Genomic DNA, 25,721 nt, shown 5'->3' with positions numbered 1-25,721 from the left:
TTAATGTACAATATAATGCATTTATCGCAGCACGACTTGTTTACCGGTTTAACAGCAATAGCCGTAATTGCAGTTGCGTTGCTTATTATTGAACTGGCTGTAAAAAATAAATGGTTAAATAAACTACTGGCCAGAAAATTATTGCATTGCAGCGCCATCGGAACTTGTGCATGGGCCATTCATAGTTTTGAGAACAGGATATTCTTAGCCTGTGTTTTTTTACTCTTCTTTTTTATACTACTGGCTATCATCCGCAAAGGATGGATGCAGGTGAATGAGTACAGAACTTATGGTATTGCATTTTTCCCTTTATCATTTGCTGTACTATTATTCATTCCGGCATTTCCCGGTTTTATTATTGTATATGCAGTTTTAATATTAGGTTTCAGCGATGCTTTAGCAGGTATTTGCGGCGAATACTTTGGCAAACAAAAAATCACTTTTCTTTTTGAAAATAAATCAGTAATTGGCTTTGTTGCATTTTATATTTCTGCCTTTATCATTTCTATATTTTATTTTAATAGTTTTTCATTTCACAGTATTTTACTTGGTGCTGCATTATCACTTTTACCAGCAATTACAGAATTATTCAGTTACCGTGGCAGCGATAATTTTACGGTACCCGTTTTTACTGCAACCTGGGCCTTGCTCATACTATATTTTGATGACCGGCAGTTGCTGACATTATTTTTATCTGTTGCCTTATTTACTGCGCTATCCATATTTGCGGTGTATAAAAAATGGCTTACTGTAAGTGGTGCAGTTGCCGCATGCTGGGTGGCATTACTGTTGTATGTTACAGGCGGATACAAAGCCTTTGTTGCACCAGGTATTTTTTTAATCAGCGGCAGCCTTTTATCCAAACTTAATAAACCACAAAAAGAAAAAGAAGGCCGGAATGCGATACAGGTTTTTGCCAATGGTATTATCGGAGTTGTATTCATGATCTTGTTTGGCATCACACAACAAAATATTTATTTAATTACCGCTATCATCTCGTTTTGTATCAGCATGGCCGATAGCAGCAGTTCAGAACTGGGTGTTTATTTTAAACGCCCCACTTATGATATTTTATCTTTTAAAAAATTGCCGGTTGGTGTTTCAGGTGGTGTTTCTTTGGCAGGCACATTGGCCGGCCTTGCAGGAGCGGTATTGATTGCTGCTGTAGCCCTGTATTGCTACCATTTTTCTTTTACAACATCCATATGGATTGCTGTTGCAGGATTTACAGGTATGCTGACAGACAGTATTTTAGGCAGCTGGTTACAACTGAAGTATAGAACTTCTGATGGCATCGTTTCAGATGACCCAATTACGGGCGCTAAAAAACTAAAAGGATTCACCTGGTGCACTAATGATGCGGTGAATATCATCAGCAATCTTGTTATCACATTGCTTTTTTTCTTCATTTTTAAGTAATAAGTCAAAAAGCTTTTGGCTGAAAAGGGTTGAAACCTTATTTTTGCACTCCCAATTCTGAAAAGCAATTGCGGAACGATTGGGTTATGGTGTAATGGTAACACAACAGATTTTGATTCTGTCTTTCTAGGTTCGAATCCTAGTAACCCAACTTGATTAAAGGAAAGCTAATGCAGCTTTCCTTTCTTTTTTTTCGCCTGAAGCCCTTTACTGTATAGGCTTTTAGAATTTAGCTTAATTACCTTTTTTCATCAATTAATTTATCATCGCCGCTTTTGTTTTTGTTCAAAAAATTCTTATTGAACCGCCTCAAAATTTGCAAAGCATTGATTCTATTTGAATGCCATCGTAAATCTAAAATAACCTATCCAAAATTTACAGAAGCGTGCTTCTTTGGAATCGAACCACAGATTAAAAATCAATACCAATTGTAACATAAATAGTTATATTTGAAAAAATAAACCCCTTTAACCTATAGGCTTTTTTGAGCTTACTTTCAACCGCTAACAATTATACCATGCTTTTAAAAAGATTAGACAATTGGTTTCAGCATGCCAAGCAATATTTCTTTACTTATAAAAATGGATTTTTTCAATTAAGCTACCTGGCCAACTCGCCAAAGGCCATGATAGAAAGTTTTGGCAAAATGCCCTTTACACAATTTAATCCCGAAAAACAACTGCTGCAGATTGACAATGTTTTTGTAAAAGGGAGGTTGGATTATAAAGAACTGGAAGAAGGCTTATGGTTATACAATGCCAAGATGGAATATAAGGCCAACGTTAGTTTTTCATTGATCTACGATAGATTTATCCCCGCTGATTATTATTTTTTAAGTTACAATATCATTGAAAATGCATTTGAAAAATTTGGCACAAAAGTAAACGACGTTGAATTTTCCAACAGGTCGTGGAGCCTTTTTAAACCCGGGACCAGCGTGGCAGACAGCCATTTTAAACACACCACGGCAACCTATGTTACTTTTTATTTTAATGAGGACTGGCTAAAGAAGAACCTTTACAATAGCGACCTTTTCAAAAAAAATAAGCTTAATGATTTTTTCGAGTCGGATCGTAATTATATCATGTGGCCCGATAACACGCCGCAACTACCGGCAACCTACACTGCCATAAAAAATTTATTTGCAGAAAAAACGGGGCATGAGGTAGCAGATATATTACAACTTAAAATGCTTACCATAGAATTTTTTACGGCATTTTTTGAAAAGTATAAAGCAGAGCAGGTGGCTGATCTGCACATGGAGATTGCCAACAACGATCGTATGCGGATTATAAAAGTAGAAAAGTACTTATCAGATAATTTATTACAAAAATTTGAAGGTATTGACGAAATAGCCCGCAAGTTCAACATCTCTCCTTCTAAATTAAAAAATGATTTCAAGGCCATCTTTGGTATGCCCATCTTCCAATTCTACCAAAAAAAGCAAATGTTGCTGGCCAGCGAACTGATGAAAACCGACGACCTGCGCATAAAAGAACTGGCCAACAAACTGGGTTACGAAAATGCGGGGAAATTTTCTCAAGCCTTTAAAAAGCATTTTGATATGCTCCCCTCCGAGTATTTAGGTTCAGAAAATTAAGCTTTGTCTTATTGGGTATCCAAATGTCTTATCGGGCAACAGATTGTCTGATAGGGCTATATTACAGTAGTAGTTATTGCGTTTAAATTGCCTGTAGTATTTACACTACCTATGTGTAAATATTTATTCCTAACAATATTCAATATCTTAAAACCAACAACATGAAGAACCTTTATGCACTCCTTGTGATCTGCTTATTATTTACAGCAAGTGCAGTTGCGCAACCAACCATCACTTCTTTTACACCGGCATCCGGCCCTGTGGGCAGCCTGGTAACAGTTACGGGTACCAACATGAGTACCCCCACCGCATTTAGCATAGGTGGTAAACCTGCAATAGTTTTATCTAACACAGGCACTGTATTGGTGGGCCTGGTAATGCCGGGCACTGCTACCGGCACCGTCAGTATCACTACAGCAGCGGGTACTGGCAACAGCAGCAGCAACTTCACCCCGGTTACAGGCTCGGTACCAAGCATACAACAGGGCAGCAAACTGGTGGGCACCGGTGCAACAGGTGCTGCCAAACAAGGCGGTTCGGTGGCTATCTCTGCAGATGGTAATACGGCATTAGTAGGTGGACTTAACGATAACAGCGGTATTGGTGCGGTATGGGTGTACACCCGCAGTGGCACCACATGGAGCCAGCAGGGTACAAAACTGGTAGGTACAGGTACCTCAGGTACTTCAGTTAATATGGGTGCTGTTGCACTCTCGGCAAATGGTAACACCGCTGTGGTAGGTGGCTATAATGATAATGGTTTCGACGGTGCAACGTGGGTGTTTACACGCAGTGGCAGTACATGGACACAACAGGGAACTAAATTAGTAGGAACCGGCGGTGGTGGCTCTTACCAGGGCTGTGCTGTTGCCGTTTCTGCAGATGGAAATACATTAGTAACAGGCGCAAGCCGCGATAACGGTACCGCAGGTGCTATATGGGTATTTACCCGCAGCGGCAGCACGTGGAGCCAGCAAGGCAGTAAACTAACGGGTACGGGAGCAAACGGTACCACCTCTAACCAGGGCTTTGCTGTTGCACTTTCTGCCGATGGTAATACCGCTATAGAAGGTGCTCCCGGCGACTTCGGCACTGCAGGTGCTGCGTGGGTATTTACCCGCAGTGGCAATACATGGAGCCAGCAGGGCAGTAAATTAACCGGCACGGGGTCGGTAGGTACAGCTCAGCAAGGTTATGCTGTTTCCATTGCTGCCGATGGTAATACCGCTATGATAGGTGGTATAGCTGATAATGGCAGTATTGGTTCCGCATGGGTGTTTACCCGCAGTGGCAGTACATGGACACAGCAGGGCAGTAAGCTAACGGGTACGGGTAGCTCAGGTATAGCTGTGCAGGGGGCATCTGTATCACTTTCTGCAGATGGTAACACCGCTGTAGTGGGCGGATATTTAGATAATAGCGGTACAGGTGCTGCATGGGTATGGAGCCGCAGCGGCAGTACATGGGCACAACAGGGCAGTAAACTGGTAGGTACCGGCGGAACAGGCACCTCACACCAGGGCATGTCTGTAGCGCTTTCTGCCGATGGCAGTACAGCTGTTACAGGTGGCGATTTTGATGCCACCAATACCGGTGCAGCTTGGGTATTTACCGTGCCGCCAGCCAGCTATTTAAATTTTGATGGCTCGGATGATGTGGTGAACCTGGGCACAACAATAAATACTGCAATAGATCCCCTCAATAAAATAACTGTAGAAGCATGGGTAAGGCCAGAAACCAATACAGGTTATGGTATGATAGTGGGCAATTACAACAGCCCCGGTGCAGGATTACAGTTTTTGCTGCGCAGAGATGGTACCGGTTATAGCTTTTGGGTAGATGATGGCACTGGATTTAAATCAGTAGTTGCCGCAGGAACTGTAGTGATAAATACATGGCAGCACCTGGCAGGTGTATGGAATGGTGCCGACATTAAGATATATGTGGACGGCGTGTTAAAAGCTACTACAACAGGTGTTACAGGTTCAAGCTTTGCCACTTCTACCAATAATGTGCTTATTGGCGGTAATAACACCGGTGAAATATTTAAAGGAAGTATCGATGAAGTACGTATCTGGAATAGCGATCAAACTGCAGGCGATATTATAAGAAGAAAAAATTGTGAACTTGCCGGCACCGAAACCGGGTTGATACGTTATTATAAATTTAACCAGGGTATAGATGGCGGTGCCAATGCTGCAACCACTACCCTTACAGATGCTACAGTAAGTGCCAACAATGGTACATTAACCAACTTTGCTTTATCAGGCACTGCATCCAACTGGCTGGCCACACCTGCATCGCCTGTTACAAGCGGTATTAGTGTTCCATCTGCACCTGTTGCGGCTGCACAGGATGTTTGTCCGGGTACAACAGTAGCAGGTTTAGTGCCTGCGCCGGGTGCTACGGTAAGTTGGTACAATGTTGCTACAGGCGGCTCGGCATTAGCCGGCAGCACAATAGTTACAGCGGGTACTTATTATGTAACATCGGTAAATGCCAATGGCTGCGAAAGCAGCAGAACGCCGGTAGCCATTACCATAAAAGCGTTGCCTGCATTCGCTGTAAGCAATCAAACCTTGTGTGCCAATACTGCAACAGCGTTAATTACATTTACGCCGGTTTCGGGTACGGTTTGCGGTAATGCTACCGAAAATTCGAATGTTATATTAACAGCTCCTGCAGGCAACACATTCACCTCTGTTGTGTTTGCAAGCTATGGCCTGCCTAACGGCACATGCGGCAATTTTACAATTGGCACCTGCCACCAGGTAAACAGTGCAACAATCGTTGCCGGATTAATTACAGGACAAAACTCTGTTAGCATTCCCGCTAACAATGCCACTTTTACTGATCCCTGTGTTGGACCAACAAAAAGATTGTATATAGAAGCAGGTTATGCTCCTGCAACCGTTTTTAACTGGACCAATAATAATACCAGTATAGGGCTTGCGGCCAGCGGAACAGGAAATACAATTCCTTCCTTTACTGCAACAAACAGTACCGCATCCCCAATAGTGGCTACCATTACTGTTACCGCAACCGCCAACGGTTGTACGAGTGTTGCTCAAACGTTTACTATAACGGTAAATCCTTTGCCTGCTATGGCAACGGTTGCTACCACACAAACATTAAATGTTTCAGCAGCCACTTATTTCAGTAATAATTGTGTTTCGTTAATTGCAGGTGTTACACCTAATGGTGCAAGCCCGGTTAGCGGCAGCACTACTGCCAAAGTATGGATAGAAACTTCACAGGCGCCCAATTATGTAAAACGCCACTACGAAATTACACCTGCTTCAGGCGCAGCTACTGCAACAGCCAACGTTACCCTCTTTTTTACACAGGGTGAGTTTGATGCCTTTAATGCAGTAAATACAACTAAATTACCAGGCGGCCCTGGCGATGCTACCGGTATTGCTAATCTTTTGATAGAAAAGCGTAGCGGAGTAAGTAGTGATGGCTCCGGGTTACCGAATACTTATACAGGAAGCATTATAACTATTAATCCGCCGGATGCAAATATTGTATGGAATGCAACATTCAATCGCTGGGAAGTAACTTTTCCTGTAACAGGTTTTAGTGGCTTTTTTATCAAAACAAACTTTGGCACTTTGGCTGTAACGCTTATTGATTTCAGTGCAACTAAAATCAACACAGGGGTATTATTACAATGGCAAACCAGCAACGAACAAAATGCGGATCGCTTTGAAGTGGAAAGCAGCATTGATGGTATCAATTTTTATAAAACAGGCACAGTAACTGCTAAAAATTTAAGTGGTGTTAATAATTATCAATTTACTGATGCCAGTGCATGGACGAATTATTTGCGTTATTATCGCCTTAAATCTATTGATACGGATGGTAAATACAAATATTCCGGCATCGCTATGGTGAGCAACAAACAAAATACCGTTGCTACAATTTACCCAAACCCGGCAACAGATGTATTTACATTAAGTATACAAGACACCAAATTGCTGCATACACCAGCAGTGTTAGTTGATGTAAACGGCAAAACCATTAGCGTAATTAACATTACTGAGCTGCGACAAAAAGTAGCGGTATCGGGTATACCAACTGGTGTATACATATTACGTTTACAAAATGGTGTAAATATAAAATTCATCAAAGAATAACAGTCATACCTACAACTACTTTAGAATGATAAGCTAAGGTTTCAGGAATAAGGCCCGCTTTTATAGCGGGTTTTATTATTTTAGGACTATACACCGGCAAGTAAAGTAGCTGCAGATAATAAAAAAGCAGTTGTAAAAAGATAGATCAGGAATTTTCCAGTGCTGTGCTTGACTACTGTTACAACTCATGCTGTTATAGCCGCAAGCTTGTTTAAATCTATTATAAAATAATTCGAAAATTGTACGTGAAAGTCAACAGGTAAAATAAAAAGGCTTTTGAAAATTCAAAGCCTTTTTTTATTTTTTAGCATGCCTGCAAAAACGTGAATCTAATTTTCGTTGAAGATATTGGCCTGGAAGTTGAGATTTTCAAATACAATCTTACTACTGCTCCAAAAATGCATCTATATTACCTTCCCATTTTTCCGGCTCGTTTTCACAAAGATTTTCATGGCCGCTTTTTTCATACACCACTAACTTTTTTGTAGACGATATGTTTTTAAATATTTCGTTGATTTCCGCTCCGGACACGCCTTTATCCTGTCTTCCCCATTGCAATAATACCGGGCATTTGATTTTCTTTACGAATTCTTTGGGCCTCATATTAAATGCCCAAAAGCCATTGATTGCGCCTCCCCAAAAGGTTAGCAAAGATGCCAGTGGTTCTGCAGGTAAGCCGGCCATCCTCATTTTACCTTCTGCAGTTTCGTTTAAAGATGCAAAAGGCATTTCTAAAATTATTTTTTTAGGCGCCAGATCATAATCGTTAATAGCTTTTGTAACCGTTGCAGCTCCCATTGAAATGCCATACAAAATAATATTTTTCTCGCCATTTTTTTCCAGGAAATCGTAAACCAGCTTTATATCCTCTGCTTCCCGATAACCAATGGTGCATGTATTCCCTTCGCTTTGCCCATGCGCCCTAAAATCAACCAATATAGTTGAATACCCCATTTCATTGAAGGTATTACTCTGAGAAAGGTTTGCAGATTTTTCACTGCCATGCCCGTGAAATAAAGCGATCGTTCCTTTTGAATGAGCTACACGAATGAGCCACGCATCCAAAACTAAGCTGTCCTTTGTTTTCAATTTAATATTACTGAAGGCAGAATCCGGTTTGGTTCCGATTAGCTTTTCCTGCTTCAATCCAAACAACACTACTTGTGCCTGGTTCCTGAAGCTACCTGTTTGCTCTTCGATAGATTTAACAGTACCGTGCTCATAAAAATGTGTGAGGTGATAAGCCTGGCCTATAAGAATAAGATTGATCAACAAAAAGAATACTGTTACAATAAAAAATATTCTTTTGTAAAGTTTACGGCGTTTACCTGTCATAGAATAATATTAGCTAATTTCCTTAAATCTGCAATAAAAAGATGCTAAAATTGTACTGGAACAACAACAAAAAAGCTGGCATACATTTATGCCAACTTTTTATTTTAATAAAATGCTATTTTTTGAATCCCGGAAACTGCTGCAATCTTGCTGCATATTGTCTTCCAATCGGTATTACCATCTCCCCCACTTCCACATCATGATTTGTAAATGCAGTTATTTTATTGATCGCCACTACAAATGAACGATGCACCCGTAAAAACAAATGCTCCGGCAACATTGCTTCCAATGTGCCTATAGATTGTTTTACCATTAAAGGCTTTTCGTTTTTTCTGTAGATTTTGATATAATCCTTCAGGCTTTCTACATAAACAATATCATCTAAAAATACTTTTACCATTTTACGGTCGGCACGGAAATATAAAAATCCTGTGGTTTCAGCAGTGGCAATTGGTTTTTCTTCTATAAAATTATTTGCTTGTGTTACTTTGTTAACGGCTTTTATAAATCGTTCCAGCGAAACCGGCTTTACTAAATAATCCACCGCATCCAAATCAAATGCTTCGCTGGCGTATTCTTTAAAGGCTGTGGTAAAAATCACTTTCGGTGGATTTTTCAAGGTATTTAAAAAACCGGTGCCGGATAATTTAGGCATTTGTATATCTAAAAAAATAAGGTCTACCTTTTTCTTTTGTAGTACTTCCATGGCCTGGAAGGCATTGCTGCATTTATCTACTACCTCTAACTGTTCAATAAGAGCAATATATTTTTCAAGAATATTTAATGCCGGTGGCTCATCATCAACCAGTAAACATTTCCATTTCATATTGCTGGTTGATTGATTGGTTAATAATTGTTGCTGCAGTTTTTTCTTTAGCAGTCGTATCCCATTGTATTTCGAGGTTTACGATAAACACTTCCTTATCTTCCTCGGTAGCAAATGTATAATGGCCATTGTATAAAAGATCTAACCTGCGCTTTACATTTAATAAACCAATTCCTTTGCTGTTGTTACCTGGTGTTGTTTGCCCACCATCTTTACTATTCACCAGTTTAAAATGCATGCTTTGTTCTGTTACATGCAAGTCAAAACTTATCCAGCATTGATCCGTTTGGTTACTGGTGCCATGTTTAAAAGCATTCTCTACCAATGGCAACATCAGTAAAGGTGTTATGTATTTATCTTCCAGCGATCCGGTTACAGTAACCGACACATCCAGCCTGTCGCCATAGCGCAATTGCTCTAATGAAATATATTCCTGCAGCAATTTAATTTCTTTAGTGAGTGGGATCAATGGCACACTGCTTTCATAGATCATAAAGCGCAGGAGATTAGATAATTTCAACACAATTTCCGGTGCCTTTGGTGATTGATCTAAAACATGCGAATACAAATTATTAAGTGTGTTGAATAAAAAATGCGGATGCACCTGCGATTTTAATAATTCCAGTTCGGCTGCGGTTTTCTTTTGCTCTGCCTCAATGGTTTGTTGTTTTTGTTGATACCAGTATTTTAAAAGGTTGATAGAAATAGCAATACCTCCAATATGAATAAATGGCAATACGCCCCTGCCCTCTCTCATGGTAAGCCCGTTAAAAACCTTGCTTTTAACTACCACATGCACTATTTCTGAATAGCCCAGGCATAATAATAAAACGATAAATAAGCCGGCGAAAAAATACCCGTACTTTTTTTTGAAAAGAAAACGTGGTGTAAGAAAATATATCATTGGGTAAACCGCAATCATAAAGCCCGGCAAATAAATAAGGATATTATAAAAAGAAGCGGAGAAATTTATTCCGGTGCCAAAACCCCAGGCAAAATAAACAAGTACAATAAGCCAGAATAAAAAGTGAGGTGCTATTTTTTTTACCCACTTATGATTTGCAAATAAAGGTTGACGTATCATTTCCGGAGCTTTTCCAAAAATACAACTAAATACATCCGCTGCCTATACACTTAACCTTTTGTAGACAAACGACATTGTTTTGAAGACAAACAGCAGCCTGTAGCTCATACCCAGTCAAAAATGCAACAATTGCGTTGTCTGTTTTCCCAATTACCACATTCATCTACTTAATCATTTTCAGAATTTTCTACCGTTTACTTTTATTCTATTAAACACTAAATAAAAAATTATGAAATCATTACTAACAATTTGTATTGCCTGCAGCATTGCAATAATTGCATGCAATAAAAATAAGGACACTGCAGATAAAACAGAAAACACATCTGCCAATATGGTTTTGCAATGGAACAATGCAGGCATGGAAGCGATGCGCCGCACCGGTAGTTTGCCACCCATGCTGGAATCGAGGATAACAGCAACACTTAATGTAACCATACATGATGTGTTAAACAATATTATTCCTAAATATGAAACCTATGCACTAAACAATGCAGTGGTAAGTGGTGCTAATGCAGATGCAGCGGTGGCACAGGCCGCACACGATGTATTGCTGTACCTTTTACCGCCGCAAAAAACATTTGCCGATAGTTTGCTGGATGTAAGCCTGAACAGCATTGCTGCCGGTACTGATAAAGACCAGGGAATTGCATTGGGAAAATCGGCGGCAACAGTCATGATAACGATGCGTACCAACGATGGCTCAACTACTGCCCAATATCCCTATACCCAGGGCACTTTACCTGGCCAATACAGGTCTACCCCACCTTTTGATGCCGGGCCTAATGCAGGGTTTGTATTATTGCCAGGCTGGGGAAAAGTAAAACTATTTGGTTTAGCTTCAGCAGCACAATTCAGGGTAGGTGCCCCTTATTTAACCAGTAGTGCCGCGTATGCCGCTGATTATAATGAAATAAAAAAAATGGGTTGTACTTCCTGCCCCGACCGAAGTGCAGATCAAACACAGATCGGAATGTTTTGGCTGGAAAATGTTCCGGCAAGTTTAAACCGCATCGCTGCAGCTTTTATTAAACAAAATAATTTAAGCGCATGGAAAGCTGCCCGGCTATTGGCTTTATTGCATATGGCAGAAGCTGATGCCAATATCAGTTGCTTTGATGCCAAGTTTTTTTACAATTTCTGGCGGCCGGTTACAGCTGTTCGTGCAGGCGATACAGATAGTAATACAGTTACCATTGGTGATCCTGCATGGAATTTACTGGCAGCGCCCACACCACCGGTGCCCGATTACCCTTCCAATCATGCTACAGACGGTGGTGCCGGTATGACCATTATTAAAAACTTTTTTGGCAAGGATGATATTTCTTTTTCTACCACCAGTGCTTCGCTACCGGGCATCACCAGGAGTTTTACCAGCCTCACACAGGCAACAAGGGAAATTTCTTTATCAAGAATATATGTGGGGTATCATTTCCGTATGGCAGTAGATTCCGGCGAAGCCATGGGAAGAAAAATAGGCCAATATATTTTTGATCATTCGCTGAGAGAAAAATAAACTGCCGCATGCACAGTGCATCATTTTAAATATAGTAAAAAATAAAACCAACAATTATGCAACGCAGAAAATTCCTCCTGGCTTCATTAGCCCTGTACCCGATAAGCATTTTTGCAAAATTCAAAAATCAATTTATGGAAAGAACCAATAAAGGATTTACAGTAAAAGCAGGCGAAGCCAGGTTTGGCGAACATTACACCATGAAGGGTGTAACTGCAAATACTTTAGATATAAAAATTTCGGGCAAAGATACCGATGAAGGCATTGCGGTATTTGAACAGACAGGCCATACATTAAATGGCGGGCCGCCATTGCATATTCATCCTTTACAAGATGAATGGTTTTATGTTGTAGAAGGAAAATATTATTTCCAGGTGGGGGAAGATACATTTTACCTGGAGGCCGGTGATACTATTTTTCTACCTAAAAATGTACCACATGCTTTTGTGCAGCTTACCGAAAAAGCAAGCATGATGGTCACCTATTTACCTGCAGGAAAGATGGAAGCATTTTTTAAAACCACTGCTGCATGGACCAGGCCACCTTCAAAAGAAGAAATGGCAAAAGCATTTACCGATCATGATATGATTATTGCAGGGCCGCCATTGAAAGTGAAATGATTTTTTATTACAATGTGGGGCAGGCTGATTATTGCTTTAAAGAATCAATACTGGTAAATGGTTCCATTTTACCATTTCTGAATATTTTAACTGATGTGTCGGGGGTGAAGAATTCTTTTGAAGATATTTTTTTGCCCTTACTAAAGGAATCGGTTGCAGAAAGCTTTCCATCCATATCATACACATTAAGGCTTCCATCTAACTGTCCTTTATAAGAAAACCCCTTGCCCATTACTTTGCCATTATCCCAATAGTTGATCAGCATTTTTCTTGCACTATCATATTTATAAACATACAACTCTCTGTCAACCTTACCATTAAAGGAATCTGTTTTTACAAGCACATAGTCAGATTCATTGTAAAAATTATGATGCTTGTTCATGCATCCAAAAAACACCAGCAGAAAAAGGCTAAAAGCTATTCTTCTCATAAATCCTTTTTTGTTATTGTGTTCTTATCGTTTCCCTTTCAGCAAATTAATAGCGGTGTGTTCAATTCAATTATTTTACCAGCTCTGCAATCACCTTTCCCACACTACCACTTGGCATTTGAATATGCAACATGGCTGCCACTGTTGGCGCAATATCCGTCATGTAAGTTTCTCTGTGAGTTTTACCCGGCCTTACGCCCCAGCCAAAAAATAAGCAGGGAATGTGTGCATCATAGGGATTCCATAAACCATGGGTAGTACCTCTTTTACCACCATCAAAATAACCGGGCTTAAAAGTAAATTGTATATCGCCGCTGCGTTTAGGATTGTAGCCGTTGATCATCATCTTTTTTTGTGGCTCCGGTAAAGATGATTCACCCACTTTAGCCAGGTCAATTGCTTCAATGATAAAATCTTTTTCTTTTAAAGCATCCATCACAAACTGTTTTACTTCAGCCATTGTTTTACCGGCATCAGTAATGTTATTTTTATTCAGGTACACCTGGTAGTTCATCACTGTTTTTATGGCGGCTTTTACGCCCAGTTTTTCTTCTACCTGTTTATTCAAATCTCTCTGCACATCCGCATCATCAAATGTACCGCCGGGTATATTGTGTTCTTCTAAAAAAGCCGGAATATGCGCCACACCATGATCGGCGGATAAAAACAAGGTGTAATTACCCTTACCAATTTTAGCATCTAAATAATTTAAAAAACTTTCGATGTCTTTATCCAAACGTAAATAAGTGTCTTCAATTTCTATAGAGTTAGGTCCGAATGCATGGCCTACATAATCAGTAGAAGAAATACTCACCGCTAAAAAATCAGGTACGGTATTTTTTCCAAGGCCTTCACTTTCTATAGCTGCTTTTGCAAAATCAAAAGTAAAAGTGTTGGCAAAAGGTGTGGTACGGAAAGATTCATATTTATTACCTGCATCAATAGCAGAAAGTTTATGCGGAAACACCACCGTCTTTTCTCCACGGATCATATTCTCGTAAGGCTTATCATCGGCAGTACTCAAATCATATTTATCTATCGGCAGTAAAGTGTTCCAGTCTTTACTCATAAAAGTACCGGCTTCATCTTTGGCATTAAATGTATTTACCCAATCAGGCAGTTGAGTCATATAATGCGTACTGCTGATCCATTTGCCACCATCATACCAATAAGCGGCATTGGCGCTATGGCCTGCGGGTAAAATAGCGCCCCTGTCTTTTAATGCAATACCAATTACTTTACTTTTAAAATTATTGCTCAACCGCAATTCATCAGTAATAGTGGTTACCCACAAATTGGCAGGGCTCATTTTTCCGGCTATGCCATTGTTGCCCACTGTACTTACGGTACTGTCGTCGGTGCAATACACAAATTTATTTGTTGTTTTATCGAACCAGTTATTACCCACAATGCCGGCAATTGCAGGTACACTGCCCGTGTAAATACAGGTATGGCCCACAGCTGTATAAGTAGGCAGGTAAGGGATCAAAGTATTTTCTGCAGTAAACCCTTCTTTCATTAATCTTTTAAAACCACCGTTGCCATATAAAGCATTGTAGCGGTACAGGTAATCCCACCGCATCTGGTCAATTACAAGGCCTACCACCAGTTTTGGTTTGGCAGGTGCCTGTGCTGAAGAACTAAAACTCAACCCGGCAACAAGCGCCAGTAATACAAAATAAAAACCAAGGGAATATCTCCTGTGCATAATGACAATTTTGGCAAAGATAATCTTTAACCACATGATTTATACCGCACTGCATTGTTATGCCAATGTTATGCATTTTGGTGGGATTACGTTATTTTTGCGGAATTGTTGGAACGGGGATTTAGAAGGATAATAAAGATTAAAAGGATGCTGAACATTAGCTACTCTTTATTGTTTCCTCTTAAAATCCTAAGTACAAATCAAGTGCACAGACCAGGATATTGAAAACAAAATCAAAATTCATAAATCAAAAATCATAAATCAACATGGATGTTTTTGAAAAGTTAGTAAAAGATGGTGGCCCGATTGGTGCTTATATGGACAGGGCACATGGCTATTTTGCATTCCCTAAGCTAGAGGGTGAGTTGGGGCCGCACATGAAATTTCGTGGTAAAGATGTATTGGTATGGAGCCTGAATAATTATTTGGGTTTGGTAAACCATCCTGAAATAAGAAAAGTAGATGCTGAAGCAGCTGCCCGATACGGCATGGGCAATCCCATGGGTGCAAGGATGATGAGTGGCAACACCGCTAAACATGAAGAACTGGAAAAAGTGATCAGCGATTTTGTAGGCCGTGAAGATACCATGTTACTGAACTTTGGTTACCAGGGCGTGGTGAGTTGTATAGATGCGTTAGTAAACCGCCGTGATGTGATCGTGTACGATGCAGAATCTCACGCCTGTATTGTGGATGGTGTGCGCCTGCACATGGGCCATCGCTATGCTTTTAAACATAACGATATTGAAGATTGCGAAAAACAATTACAGCGTGCCACTGAAATGGCCACTAAAAACGGTGGTGGTATTTTAGTTATTACCGAAGGGGTGTTTGGTATGGATGGCGAACAAGGTATTTTAAAAGAAATTGTGGCACTGAAGAAAAAATATGAGTTCCGTGTGTTTATAGACGATGCACATGGCTTTGGTTATATGGGCCCTACCGGTGCCGGTGCTGATGAAGCACAAGGTTGCCAGGATGGTATCGATCTTTATTTTTCCAGCATGGTAAAAAGCTTAGGCAGCCTGGGCGGTTTTATCTGCGGACCAAAAGCGGTAATTAAATATTTGCGTTACAATGTACGCTCACAAATATTTGCTAAGAGTGTTCCCTTGTTAGTGGTGGAAGGCATGCTGAAACGTATGGATATGATTAAGACCATGCCCGAACTGAGAGAAAAACTGTGGAGCAATGTAAATAAATTACAAAGTGGTTTAAAAGAACGTGGTTTTGATATAGGACATACCAACAGCCCGGTTACACCTATCTACATGAAAGGTGATGTACCTGAAGCAACGCAAATGGTAATGGACCTGAGAGAGAATTACGGTATCTTCTGCTCCATTGTGGTGTACCCTGTAATACCTAAAGGCGATATTATTTACAGGCTTATCCCCACAGCATCACACAGCGATGCGGATATTGAAAAAACATTAGAGGCTTTTGAAGCCACCAAAAAGAAACTGGATGCCGGTGCATATAAAGCAGTGGATATTCCGGATATGGCGGAGAAAAGTTTTGCGTAATTTTTTTTGAATGATATTTTGAATCCTCCTCAATGATTTGGGGAGGATTTTTTATTTCAGGGATTAAACATTACTTTTATTTAGTAACAAACAGCAGCCCCATAAATTAAAATTGTTGTTCATTTCGCATTTAACAATCAATTGATTGGTGGATAAGAGTTGCGTAAATGCAAGAGTTAGTTGTTATTTTAAAGACCATCCTTCTATGCCGACATTAGACTTGACAAATAGAAAATCATTGGAGGAACATAACAAACTTCCAAAGCCATCAAATGAGGGATTGGCTAAACTGTTCGACGGGGTTAACAAAGTTGTAATTAAGGACAACGGTGTTTATGAGCACAGGGCAATGTCTGACAAAATCCTATTGATTATTTCACAAGCAGATAAGATTCAAAAGTTTAATGAGCTGTTAGCAATAGACGAAAATAATACTGGATTTTATTGTATGTGCTCAGGCACTTATGCAATTGAACTATACAGCGACGATCAAATCAATGCCACCATTGGTTTTCATCACGGAGTTTCTATTCGCTATCACAAATGGAATGGAGACGCAGGACTTTCAAAAAGCGACGACCTCTTAACGTTTCTTGCTGACCTTGGTTTCACAAAACCGTTAGAAGACCGAATTAAGGAAAAAAGAAATATGGAGGAAGATCGTGTAGCTGAAAGAAAATGGCTTGACATTGCCCCGCAATCTTTTAAAAAGTATTGGTCAAAAATCAATAATCCTGACAACAGTTTCCTGACTTCTCTCATTAATGACCTCAATATCGAAATTCCCGACAGGCAGAAACAAATAATTGCACTTCTTCAAACCTTTGGACGAACTGATAACTTTTGGACAGCATACCCAAGCTATGAAGAAGTGTCAAATGACATACTTAAAACATTTGAAACAAAAGAAATAATATCCGCCTATTTAAATTCTGATAGAAATTATAAGACCAGAAAAGGGCTGGGACGTTTTTTATGTTCGTTTGAGTTTAAAAAGAAAAGGGAAAAGCAGTTAAAGTATATTGAACAAGAAGTCATTGACGACTTGAAAAAATGTTTCAATCATTTGAATGAAAAAAGAGGGATTGATGAAATTGCGCAACTCAACCGTGACAAAAACAGCAGCTAACATTGCATTGGAGTTAGCAGAATATCAATCGAAACATCAAAATGGTTAAAGTTTTTAAATATATAGAAGAATTAGATTGCTTTATAATAACCAACGATTATAAAAAAAATTGCAGATGCTGTTGGTTTAACTGAATGGCATGAAGCCGTTTGGATAGGAAGATATTTTTTACTTGATAATGATTATGGTGAGCATTGGTTTGACAATTGGGATTTGCGAGAGAGTATTGAAGACAAAGCAAAGATGCTTGGCTTTAATTATAACGATTTATTAATTATAGACCCTTCAAAATTTAAAAATGAAAAAGATGGGCCATGTCATACAGACCTGGAAAGAAAAAATTTCTGGACCGATGTTTTAAAATCTTTGAAACTTAGTCATGAAACTATTTTCAATGAAGCCCGTAAAGAAAACAATTCAAGAGATAAGGATGATGAAGAATACATTATTGACCTTGAAAAAAGAATTGAGGCTCTTAAAACAACGCTCTGCTAACGGTTTTTCCGAAGCCCACTGCAACTAAGTTCTCAAAAAGGTAAACCATTTTTACAGCCTTCGTAACGCAGAATTCTAATGCTTAAGAATAATTTTCCGCATACCTGTTTAATGATTATTTTTAATACTAAAACTACGACCAGGTATTTAAAGCAAAATTTTTGTTCATTTTTTTATTACCATTCAATTAATTAGTGAACAAGAGTTGCCTGCAAGCCTACATTAACACTTCAATCCTGTTTAATAATCTAAAGCAGTTTTGACAACATTATGCAAGAATTTAAAAGTAAAATAGGTAACTCATTAGGCACTTTTTTTCTATTGACAATTTGCTATTTACCAGTTTTCTATTTTATTCTTTTTTTGACAACAGATTTCAGGTTGACACAAATTACTTTTTTAGGGTGGACAATTATTGTTGTGGCTTATTTTATAATCGGCTACTTATATGCAGGTTTGACAAATAATGACATTCGAGTTTTTGACGATAGACTTGAAATCGTAAATAAATTACCCTTTTTTAAAAAACATATTGTATTCAAATTTGACAAAATGAATTCAATAATTTTTAGACAAGAATGGACAGAAACGTTTTGGAATAACATCAAATCAAAGCTTATTAAAAATGTTGTGACAGAGTTTTTTGTTATAGCTTTTTTTCCTTACGATTATAAATGGATAAAAATAAAGGCAGACAAAGATTATCAATTTTACTGTTTTGGTTTGGAAATGGATTATTACGATAATGAAGGACCTCATTTTGAAGAATTATTTAACACCCTTGCTCAAAAAGAAATTAAAGTTAGTTGGACAGATACATCTGATATTTACTACCAACAAATGACCAAAAACATTGAAAGCAAAAAGCAGCGGACTTAAAAGGCCAGCAGGTAACATGAACTGTATAAAAACAAATAAAACTTCAGCATTTTTGCCTGGACGGGTTTTAACTCTTACTGTCAATTAAACTAATTTACCGGCAGCGGTTCCCGGGGTTGATGAAAAAAAAATCTACCCTGTATAAAGCAGCCTTGAACATTTGGCACAATTTAAACACTATGGCATCAGCATTTTGGACACTTGAAGATGGACGAACATTAGCCAGGAGATGGGCAGGGATGGCATATATGTTAGCGCTTATAACAGATGAGCTAAAAGAAATGAAAGATGCGGAAGATTTTTATGCATACCTGCAAGAATTTGTCTACCCGGGGGGAAGAAAATGGCGATATCTATAATGGATTTGGAGGGTTTATCAGAGGTGATGAAAATATCATGTTCAATTTTGATCTGAGAACTTTTGCACCACAAAACCGTGACTACTTCTGGAAAGCTTCGCAAAAGGCATTAATAAAACTGAAACTACAAGAAGGTGATCAATATGAAGGAATCATATTTCTTTTAACAATGCTATTGGACATGCATAAAAGAATAAAAAAAGGTGAAGATCCTATGGCTTTAAATGATATGAGAATAATAGAACCAGAACCCAATGAAAAAATTGGACCTGGATGGTAAAGTGATGTGACCCTGTATTACAACAGCTACATACCTGTAATTTTTCTGAAGACTTTACAACATACTTTAACCTCCGGACACCCTGCTTCCTTAACAACTCCTGCAACTCCCTGCGTTTGTATCGCTGTACTTTAATGCTTAACTTCAACAAAATATTTTCACTCAGCAGCAGCAATGGCAAACACAATTCTAATTTACAAACAACGCCTGCCACAGTACGTTTCAAATACTAAGAAAATGAAAAAGCAAATATGCACAACCCTTCTTTTAGTTCAAATACTTTTAGCCAATACCTTACCGGTTGCGGCACAAAACAATCTTGCGCCCCAATGGAGCAAAGGCGTGGTATGGTACCAGGTATTTCCGGAAAGATTCAGCAACGGAGACCCCACTAACGACCCAAAAGTAAGGGACCAGAACGGAGCCTATCCCTTTGATGATACTTCCCCATTCGAGATTCATCCGTGGACAAGTGACTGGTATCAATTGCAACCCTACGAACAGAAAAACGGGAAAGATATTTATTACAATCTGCAGCGGAGAAGGTATGGTGGCGACCTGCAGGGTGTAATTAATAAACTCGGGTACATACAATCGCTAGGTGTTAATGCAATATACATGACGCCTATTTTCTGGTCGCCTTCATCACATAAATATGATGCACTTTGTTATCATCATGTTGATCCCACTTTTGGCCCCGACCCGGAAGCTGATATAGCCATGATGCAAAAAGAAGATCCGCTGAAGCCCGAAACATGGGTATGGACAAAGGCCGACCTGCTGGCGTTGAAATTGATTGAAGAAGTACACAAACGAAAAATGTACATCATCTTTGATGGTGTGTTCAATCATTTAGGTGTAAAGAATTTTGCCTTCCAGGATGTGGTGAAAAACCAAGAGGCATCTGAATATAAAGACTGGTTTGAAATAAAATGCTGGCGTGACAGTGCGAAAGGTACAAAGTTTGATTACAACGGATGGTTTGGTGTAAAAACATTACCTGAATTAAAAGAAGACAGTGCCGGTATTGTTGCAGGCCCGAAGCAATACATTTTTAATTCCACCATGCGCTGGATGAACCCGATGAACAAAGGCGTAGCTTATGGTATTGATGGCTGGCGGCTGGATGTGGCTTATGATGTTGGCCATCCTTTTTGGAAAGATTGGCGTAAATGGGTTCGCAGTATTAATCCTAATGCTTATTTAACAGCGGAGCTGGTGTACCCTATCGACAAGACCAGGCCGTATTTGCAGGGCGATGAATTTGATGCTACCATGAATTACAATTTTGCTTTTATCATGCATGATTTTTTTGTGCAGGATACCACTGCTTCAACAGTTACAGAGTTTGACAGAAAGCTGAAAGAATTACGGGAGGCTTTTGGCGAAGATGTGGCTTTAAATATGCAGAACCTGATGAACAGTCATGATGCCACCCGACTTGCAAGTGCCGTAGTAAATCCCGATGGTAAAAAGTTTGGTGACTGGGGGAAATATTTTGGCTGGAGCCAGAAGAGTAACAACAAAAATTATAATGCACAGAAACCAACAGCAGCACAAAGACAAAAGCAAAAACTGATAGTAGCTTTTCAGATGCTTTACTTAGGAGCCCCCATGTTTTTTTATGGTGATGAAGCCGGTATGTGGGGCGCCAACGATCCTGACTGCCGTAAACCAATGTTGTGGCCCGATAAAAAATATGATGCGGAAACTTTTAATCCCGATCAAACCAAACACAATGCTGATGAAGTGGTATTTGACAAAGATCTGTTTGACTGGTACAAAAAATTCATTGGACTCCGTCAACAATACAGATCCATTAAGCTGGGAAGCTATAATACGTTAGCTATTGATGATGAAAAAAAATTGTATGCCTTCACACGTAAACTGGGCAACGAAGAAGTGATCGTTATCATTAACCGCAGCAACAAAGCATTATCATTCACCAACCCTGAATTAAAAAAGCAGCGGTATAAAAATTTGTTTACCCACTCAGCTGCCGGCAACCAGGTTAATGTAAATGCAATGGATGTTGTAGTGCTGGGCAATAAATGACAACAACAGATTTAAATTTCATAAACTTCTACCCTAGTAATTTTTATGGGACTCGACAGCGTTGAATTAATAATGGAAGTAGAAAAGCATTTTTCTATCTCCATCCCGGACCGTGAAGCGGAGAAAGCTTACACCGTTGGTAAGCTCGTAGACTGTGTAGCAAATATTCTTGGCATTAAATCCTATGACTTCACCTTAAGGGAAAAAACATTCTCATTATTCAAAATTGAATTACAAAGCCACAGAAAAGATTCCGGTGACTTCTTAATAAGCAGCAAAGTGGCAGATAATTTAGATACCCGGGACAAAGCCTTAATCGAAGCGATTGAAAGCAAATTACATTTAAAATTGCCTGGTATCTATTTTAAACCTGAAAACAGCAATCCAATTTTGGAAAATGTAAAACGGTGGTTGACAATAATAGATGATATTGATTTTAACAAGATCACCTGGAAGAAGTTTATAGACATAACTCTTGCAAAAAATCTGAACAGCAATGCCCATGCAATAGAGTACAAATCAAAGTATGAAATCTATATTGCCATTATGAGAATTACCGTAGACAAAATTGGCGTAGACTATTCTGAAATCGGGATCGAAAAAATATTTACTGACGATTTAGGTGTCGACTAAAACTGTACAAAAAATAAGCCTGTTGCAATTGTACGCTTTCTCCTACACCACTGCATCTTTATTATACTTTCCCCTGTACTCCAGCGGCGATATACCTGTAATTTTTCTGAATACTTCACGAAATGCTTTTACATCTGAGTAACCCACTTCATACATTACTTCATTAATAGTTTTGCGGCTTGTCTCCAGTGATTTTTTTGCCGATTCAATTTTTACACGTTGCGAATACTCCACAGGTGTATTGCCGGTTGCCTTTATAAAACGCCTGTCGAAATTACGCCTGCCTACTGCAAGCCGGGTGGATAAATTTTCAACAGATATTTTTTCATGCAGGTTAGTTTCAATATAGGCCTGTGCCTTTTTCACTACTTCATCGTCATGCAATTTTTGTCCACGGAAAATAATAAATGCCGACTGGCTTTGCCTGTCCATTTCAATCTGGAATACTTTAGAACAAAAAATAGCTGTTGGCCTGTCGTAGTATTTCTCCACCAGGTAAATGATAAGATTAAGAAAAGAATAAGCACCACCGTTAGTATATATTCCTTTTTCATCAGTGATCAGCTTATCCGTTTCTAAATTCACTTTGGGGAACAGTGCCCTGAAATTATCTGCAGCAGACCAATGTGTGGAGCAGCTTCTTCCATCCAGCAAACCAGAGGTAGCCAGTAAAAAAGCACCGGTACAAATGCTGGCAATTTCGGCACCATGCCTGTATTGTTGTTCAATCCAGTCCACCATCAATTTATTTTGCTTAATTGTTTTTTGATAATTGTGGTTTAAAGAGGGAATAATGATGAGATCGGTTTTTGCAATGGCAGCAATATTTTTGTGTGGCTTTACCGAAAACAAACCATCATAATACTCCACTTTTTTTGATATGCCTGCTACTTCCACCTGGAACAATTGCTTCTTACCGTTTTGTTTCCCTGCTTCTGTCTGCAACCAATATTCATTGGCCCGGGTAAATATTTTATAAGCACCTACTATGCTGCTGAGGTTATTCCCTTCTCCGTCGGGCACCAGGATTGTTAAATGCTTCATCGTTTTTTATGATAAAGGTATAAAAACAGCTTGTCCAAAACAACCCATCAGAAAGTCCATTTTGCACCCCGTTAAAGTAATATACAGACAGTAGCTTTGCAGGATACATTTAAAATACCTAAAATAAAAAAAATGAGAAAAGGCAGTTATACCAATAGTTTCACTTCTTCAAAAACACCGCAAGCCATTTTTGAATTACTGTTGGATATTGAACAATGGTGGACAGGTTTGTATGAAGAAACCATAAAAGGTAAAAACAAAAAACTTAATGATGAGTTTACTTTTAACGCAGGTGGCGGCGCTCATTATTCCAAACAAAAATTAGTGGAGCTTGTACCCAACAAAAAGATTGTTTGGCAGGTAACAGACAGTAACCTTAGTTTTTTAAGTGATCCTGCTGAATGGGTTGATACCAGGATCAGTTTTGATATTGCCGCCGAAGGAAATAAAACAACACTAACATTTACCCACGACGGCCTCGTGCCACAGATTGAATGTTATGATTCCTGCACAGGTGCATGGACAAAATACATGGAAAATCTTAAGCACAAGTTGCAATAGAGATTCATTAAAATATATTTTCGCTATTCCTATTCTCCCGTACCCATACTTTTGTTCCGCCAGCTATCTCCTTCCTGCGCTTGCACCAGTGTATTTTAATGCTTAACTTCAATAAAATATTTTCAAACCGCCTGCGGCGGTTTGATCATTTAGTGTAACTGATAGTATTACGTCTTTTCAATTATTTAAAGAAAAAAATATGACCGCAAAAGACAAGAAAACCTTTTTTGCGCCTGAACTTTTCATCAACAACGGCGTAAAAGATATTTCGTTTTATCAAAAAGCTTTTGGCGCAACAGAGCAACTGCGTTTTAATAACGATGATGGAAGTATTCACGTTGCAGAACTTTCGATTGAAGGAGCCATATTTCACCTTCATGAAGTAACAGCAAGTGCCTCTTATTTTTCTCCGGATAAAAATAATGGCAGCACAGTTTGTATTGGTTTGTTTGTTGCTGATGTGGATGCTGTGATGCAGAATGCCATTAAAGCAGGAGCAACTGAAATAAACCCTGCACAGGATTATGATTACGGTTACAGGCAGGGAACTATTAAAGATCCTTTCGGGCATTATTGGCAGATTCAGAAAAAAATATAACAAATGGTTACGTGAATGGCTACTATTAAATAAGTGCATATGAATTCAAAAAAAATGTTCCTCCTGCTTTTCATCCTCACTACAGGGCCAGTAATATTTGCTCAAAATAAAAAAGATAAGCTGGCAGCAATCATGAAAGCCTATCATAACTATAACATGTTTGATGGTGCTGTATTGGTTGCTGATAACGGAAAGATCATTTACAAAGATGCTTTTGGTTTAGCCAACAGGGAATGGAATATTCCTAACCGTACAGATACGAAGTTTATGATCGGTTCTGTTTCAAAACCTTTAACGGCCGTATTGATGTTGATACAGGTGCAAAAAGGTTTAATAGGTTTAGATAAAACGATTGATGATTATTTACCTGAATTTAAAAATAAACCGGCGGCAAAAGTTACCGTCAGGCAACTGCTGAGCCATACATCTGGCCTACCGAATTACGATATTATAAAAGACTTTTTTCCAAGGATAAGCCGCCAGCATTACAGCAGGGAAGAGTATATAAAAGTGTTTATTGATTCTCCCCTTGCATTTATACCCGGCACTCATTATGCGTACAGCAGCTGGGGATATTTTACATTGGGTTATATCATGGAAAGAGTGACCAATAAATCGTACGCTCAACTAATGGCCGATGATATTTTTAAAAAAAACGGCATGGTTAATTCAGGTTCTTATTATCATACGCAGATTGTACCCAACAGGGCAACAGGTTATGATTATAGTTTTGGTGGCTATACCAGTTCCGATTTCAGGGACCAGTCGAACACGATGGGCACGGGAGATATTTATTCAACGGTGGAAGACCTTTTTAAATTTCATATGGCTTTATCCGATAACAGTTTACTTAATAAAGAGCTGACGACTGAAATGTTCACTCCCGGTATTGAAGCAGCACAATATGGCTATGGCTGGTTTAATAAACAGTTTAAATACACCCCCGTTGATAGTGTGGCTTCAAATTTTCATTTGGGCATGACAGAAGGATTTATTTCTTTTATTCGCCGCATTCCTTCTACCAATAGTTTTGTGGCAATACTCTGCAATAGTTCGCCGACCGATTTTTTTGGCATCACCAATAATTTGTATAAAGTGTTGTACAATAAGCCTGTTAACCTGAAACAGCCGGTACACAAAAAAATGGAAATGTATATTCAACAATCAGGCACCGCTAAAGCTACAGAGGAATATAAAAAAATGAAAGCTGATACGGCTCATTATTATATTGATTGGATCTCGATGAATTTTATAGCACAACAGTTATACGATCTTAAAAGATATGAAGATGCAAAAGTAATTGCTGAAAATAATGTTGCTGCGTTTCCGGATAAGGACCTTGTAATGGTAACCATGGGTAATATTTATGCAGCACTGAATAAAAAAGAAGAAGCTATCCGTTATTATAAAAAAGCACTTGCAATAACACCGGTATATGAGGAGGCAAAAAACAGGTTAAAAGAACTGGAGGGGAAATAGTTTTTAGTT

The 25,721-nt window shown here is 39.0% G+C and carries 21 protein-coding genes and 1 tRNA gene; 16 read left to right on the top strand and 6 right to left on the bottom strand.

From position 1 onward, the window contains the following. Positions 1 to 3 precede the first annotated feature (3 nt). The 4 genes from ACQ334_RS03895 to ACQ334_RS03880 all read left to right on the top strand — a co-directional run bounded on the left by ACQ334_RS03895 (position 4) and on the right by ACQ334_RS03880 (position 7,158). Positions 4 to 1,419 carry a DUF92 domain-containing protein gene (locus tag ACQ334_RS03895; protein ID WP_430986858.1) on the top strand — a complete coding sequence of 472 codons (1,416 nt, stop codon included), beginning with the start codon at positions 4 to 6 and terminating at the stop codon, positions 1,417 to 1,419. A gap of 80 nt (positions 1,420 to 1,499) precedes the next feature. Beyond that, a tRNA-Gln gene (locus ACQ334_RS03890) sits at positions 1,500 to 1,570 on the top strand. A 333-nt stretch (positions 1,571 to 1,903) separates the two neighbouring features. Then, positions 1,904 to 3,019 (top strand): helix-turn-helix domain-containing protein, encoded by a 1,116-nt coding sequence (locus ACQ334_RS03885; protein ID WP_430986857.1) that lies wholly within the window; start codon positions 1,904 to 1,906, stop codon positions 3,017 to 3,019. Positions 3,020 to 3,180: 161 nt separating this feature from the next. Then, positions 3,181 to 7,158, top strand: a complete 3,978-nt coding sequence (locus tag ACQ334_RS03880; protein ID WP_430986856.1) for a LamG-like jellyroll fold domain-containing protein — start codon at positions 3,181 to 3,183, stop codon at positions 7,156 to 7,158. 384 nt (positions 7,159 to 7,542) lie between these two features. Here ACQ334_RS03880 and ACQ334_RS03875 read toward each other — a convergent pair whose 3' ends face one another. The 3 genes from ACQ334_RS03875 to ACQ334_RS03865 form a co-directional block, all read right to left on the bottom strand. Beyond that, the gene (locus ACQ334_RS03875) at positions 7,543 to 8,493 is read right to left on the bottom strand and encodes an alpha/beta hydrolase (RefSeq protein ID WP_430986855.1); all 951 of its coding nucleotides are present in this window, start codon (positions 8,491 to 8,493) and stop codon (positions 7,543 to 7,545) included. 115 nt (positions 8,494 to 8,608) lie between these two features. Continuing rightward, positions 8,609 to 9,319: a LytR/AlgR family response regulator transcription factor gene (locus ACQ334_RS03870; protein ID WP_430986854.1), complete on the bottom strand. Its 711-nt coding sequence runs from the start codon at positions 9,317 to 9,319 to the stop codon at positions 8,609 to 8,611. After that, positions 9,294 to 10,403 carry a sensor histidine kinase gene (locus ACQ334_RS03865; protein ID WP_430986853.1) on the bottom strand — a complete coding sequence of 370 codons (1,110 nt, stop codon included), beginning with the start codon at positions 10,401 to 10,403 and terminating at the stop codon, positions 9,294 to 9,296. The genes ACQ334_RS03870 and ACQ334_RS03865 overlap by 26 nt, the downstream gene beginning before the upstream one ends. 229 nt (positions 10,404 to 10,632) lie before the next feature. Here ACQ334_RS03865 and ACQ334_RS03860 point away from each other — a divergent pair, with 229 nt between their 5' ends. Both ACQ334_RS03860 and ACQ334_RS03855 read left to right on the top strand, forming a co-directional pair. Continuing rightward, entirely contained in the window at positions 10,633 to 11,916 is a 1,284-nt protein-coding gene (locus tag ACQ334_RS03860) for a vanadium-dependent haloperoxidase (protein WP_430986852.1), read from the top strand. 56 nt (positions 11,917 to 11,972) lie between these two features. Next, the gene (locus ACQ334_RS03855; RefSeq protein WP_430986851.1) at positions 11,973 to 12,536 is read left to right on the top strand and encodes a cupin domain-containing protein; all 564 of its coding nucleotides are present in this window, start codon (positions 11,973 to 11,975) and stop codon (positions 12,534 to 12,536) included. A 28-nt stretch (positions 12,537 to 12,564) separates the two neighbouring features. Here ACQ334_RS03855 and ACQ334_RS03850 read toward each other — a convergent pair whose 3' ends face one another. Continuing rightward, positions 12,565 to 12,966, bottom strand: coding sequence for a hypothetical protein (locus ACQ334_RS03850; protein WP_430986850.1), 402 nt, complete (start codon positions 12,964 to 12,966; stop codon positions 12,565 to 12,567). A gap of 70 nt (positions 12,967 to 13,036) precedes the next feature. Beyond that, entirely contained in the window at positions 13,037 to 14,674 is a 1,638-nt protein-coding gene (gene pafA / locus ACQ334_RS03845; protein ID WP_430986849.1) for an alkaline phosphatase PafA, read from the bottom strand. A gap of 266 nt (positions 14,675 to 14,940) precedes the next feature. Here pafA and ACQ334_RS03840 point away from each other — a divergent pair, with 266 nt between their 5' ends. From ACQ334_RS03840 to ACQ334_RS03810, 7 genes are all read left to right on the top strand, one after another. Further along, positions 14,941 to 16,200: an aminotransferase class I/II-fold pyridoxal phosphate-dependent enzyme gene (locus tag ACQ334_RS03840; RefSeq protein WP_430986848.1), complete on the top strand. Its 1,260-nt coding sequence runs from the start codon at positions 14,941 to 14,943 to the stop codon at positions 16,198 to 16,200. Between the two features lie 205 nt (positions 16,201 to 16,405). Beyond that, complete coding sequence (locus ACQ334_RS03835; protein ID WP_430986847.1) at positions 16,406 to 17,329, top strand: hypothetical protein; 924 nt, start codon at positions 16,406 to 16,408, stop codon at positions 17,327 to 17,329. Between the two features lie 213 nt (positions 17,330 to 17,542). Beyond that, entirely contained in the window at positions 17,543 to 17,824 is a 282-nt protein-coding gene (locus ACQ334_RS03830) for a hypothetical protein (RefSeq protein WP_430986846.1), read from the top strand. Positions 17,825 to 18,094: 270 nt separating this feature from the next. Next, a complete protein-coding gene (locus ACQ334_RS03825; protein WP_430986845.1) occupies positions 18,095 to 18,703 on the top strand; it encodes a hypothetical protein in 609 nt (202 codons plus the stop codon). 288 nt (positions 18,704 to 18,991) lie between these two features. After that, the gene (locus ACQ334_RS03820) at positions 18,992 to 19,342 is read left to right on the top strand and encodes a hypothetical protein (RefSeq protein ID WP_430986844.1); all 351 of its coding nucleotides are present in this window, start codon (positions 18,992 to 18,994) and stop codon (positions 19,340 to 19,342) included. A 237-nt stretch (positions 19,343 to 19,579) separates the two neighbouring features. After that, the gene (locus ACQ334_RS03815) at positions 19,580 to 21,397 is read left to right on the top strand and encodes a glycoside hydrolase family 13 protein (protein ID WP_430986843.1); all 1,818 of its coding nucleotides are present in this window, start codon (positions 19,580 to 19,582) and stop codon (positions 21,395 to 21,397) included. A 45-nt stretch (positions 21,398 to 21,442) separates the two neighbouring features. Further along, positions 21,443 to 22,030 carry an acyl carrier protein gene (locus ACQ334_RS03810; protein WP_430986842.1) on the top strand — a complete coding sequence of 196 codons (588 nt, stop codon included), beginning with the start codon at positions 21,443 to 21,445 and terminating at the stop codon, positions 22,028 to 22,030. A 42-nt stretch (positions 22,031 to 22,072) separates the two neighbouring features. On the opposite strand, the gene ACQ334_RS03805 is transcribed toward ACQ334_RS03810, so the two are convergent. Further along, entirely contained in the window at positions 22,073 to 23,074 is a 1,002-nt protein-coding gene (locus ACQ334_RS03805) for a GlxA family transcriptional regulator (protein ID WP_430986841.1), read from the bottom strand. A gap of 132 nt (positions 23,075 to 23,206) precedes the next feature. Here ACQ334_RS03805 and ACQ334_RS03800 point away from each other — a divergent pair, with 132 nt between their 5' ends. The 3 genes from ACQ334_RS03800 to ACQ334_RS03790 all read left to right on the top strand — a co-directional run bounded on the left by ACQ334_RS03800 (position 23,207) and on the right by ACQ334_RS03790 (position 25,712). After that, positions 23,207 to 23,635, top strand: a complete 429-nt coding sequence (locus tag ACQ334_RS03800) for an SRPBCC family protein (RefSeq protein ID WP_430986840.1) — start codon at positions 23,207 to 23,209, stop codon at positions 23,633 to 23,635. A gap of 199 nt (positions 23,636 to 23,834) precedes the next feature. Then, the gene (locus ACQ334_RS03795) at positions 23,835 to 24,233 is read left to right on the top strand and encodes a VOC family protein (protein WP_430986839.1); all 399 of its coding nucleotides are present in this window, start codon (positions 23,835 to 23,837) and stop codon (positions 24,231 to 24,233) included. Between the two features lie 39 nt (positions 24,234 to 24,272). After that, complete coding sequence (locus ACQ334_RS03790; protein ID WP_430986838.1) at positions 24,273 to 25,712, top strand: serine hydrolase; 1,440 nt, start codon at positions 24,273 to 24,275, stop codon at positions 25,710 to 25,712. Positions 25,713 to 25,721: the final 9 nt, after the last annotated feature.

Source organism: Ferruginibacter sp. SUN106 (genome assembly GCF_050611765.1).
In the GTDB taxonomy this organism is placed as follows: domain Bacteria; phylum Bacteroidota; class Bacteroidia; order Chitinophagales; family Chitinophagaceae; genus Ferruginibacter.
This window is presented reverse-complemented; position numbering and strand designations above follow the sequence as displayed.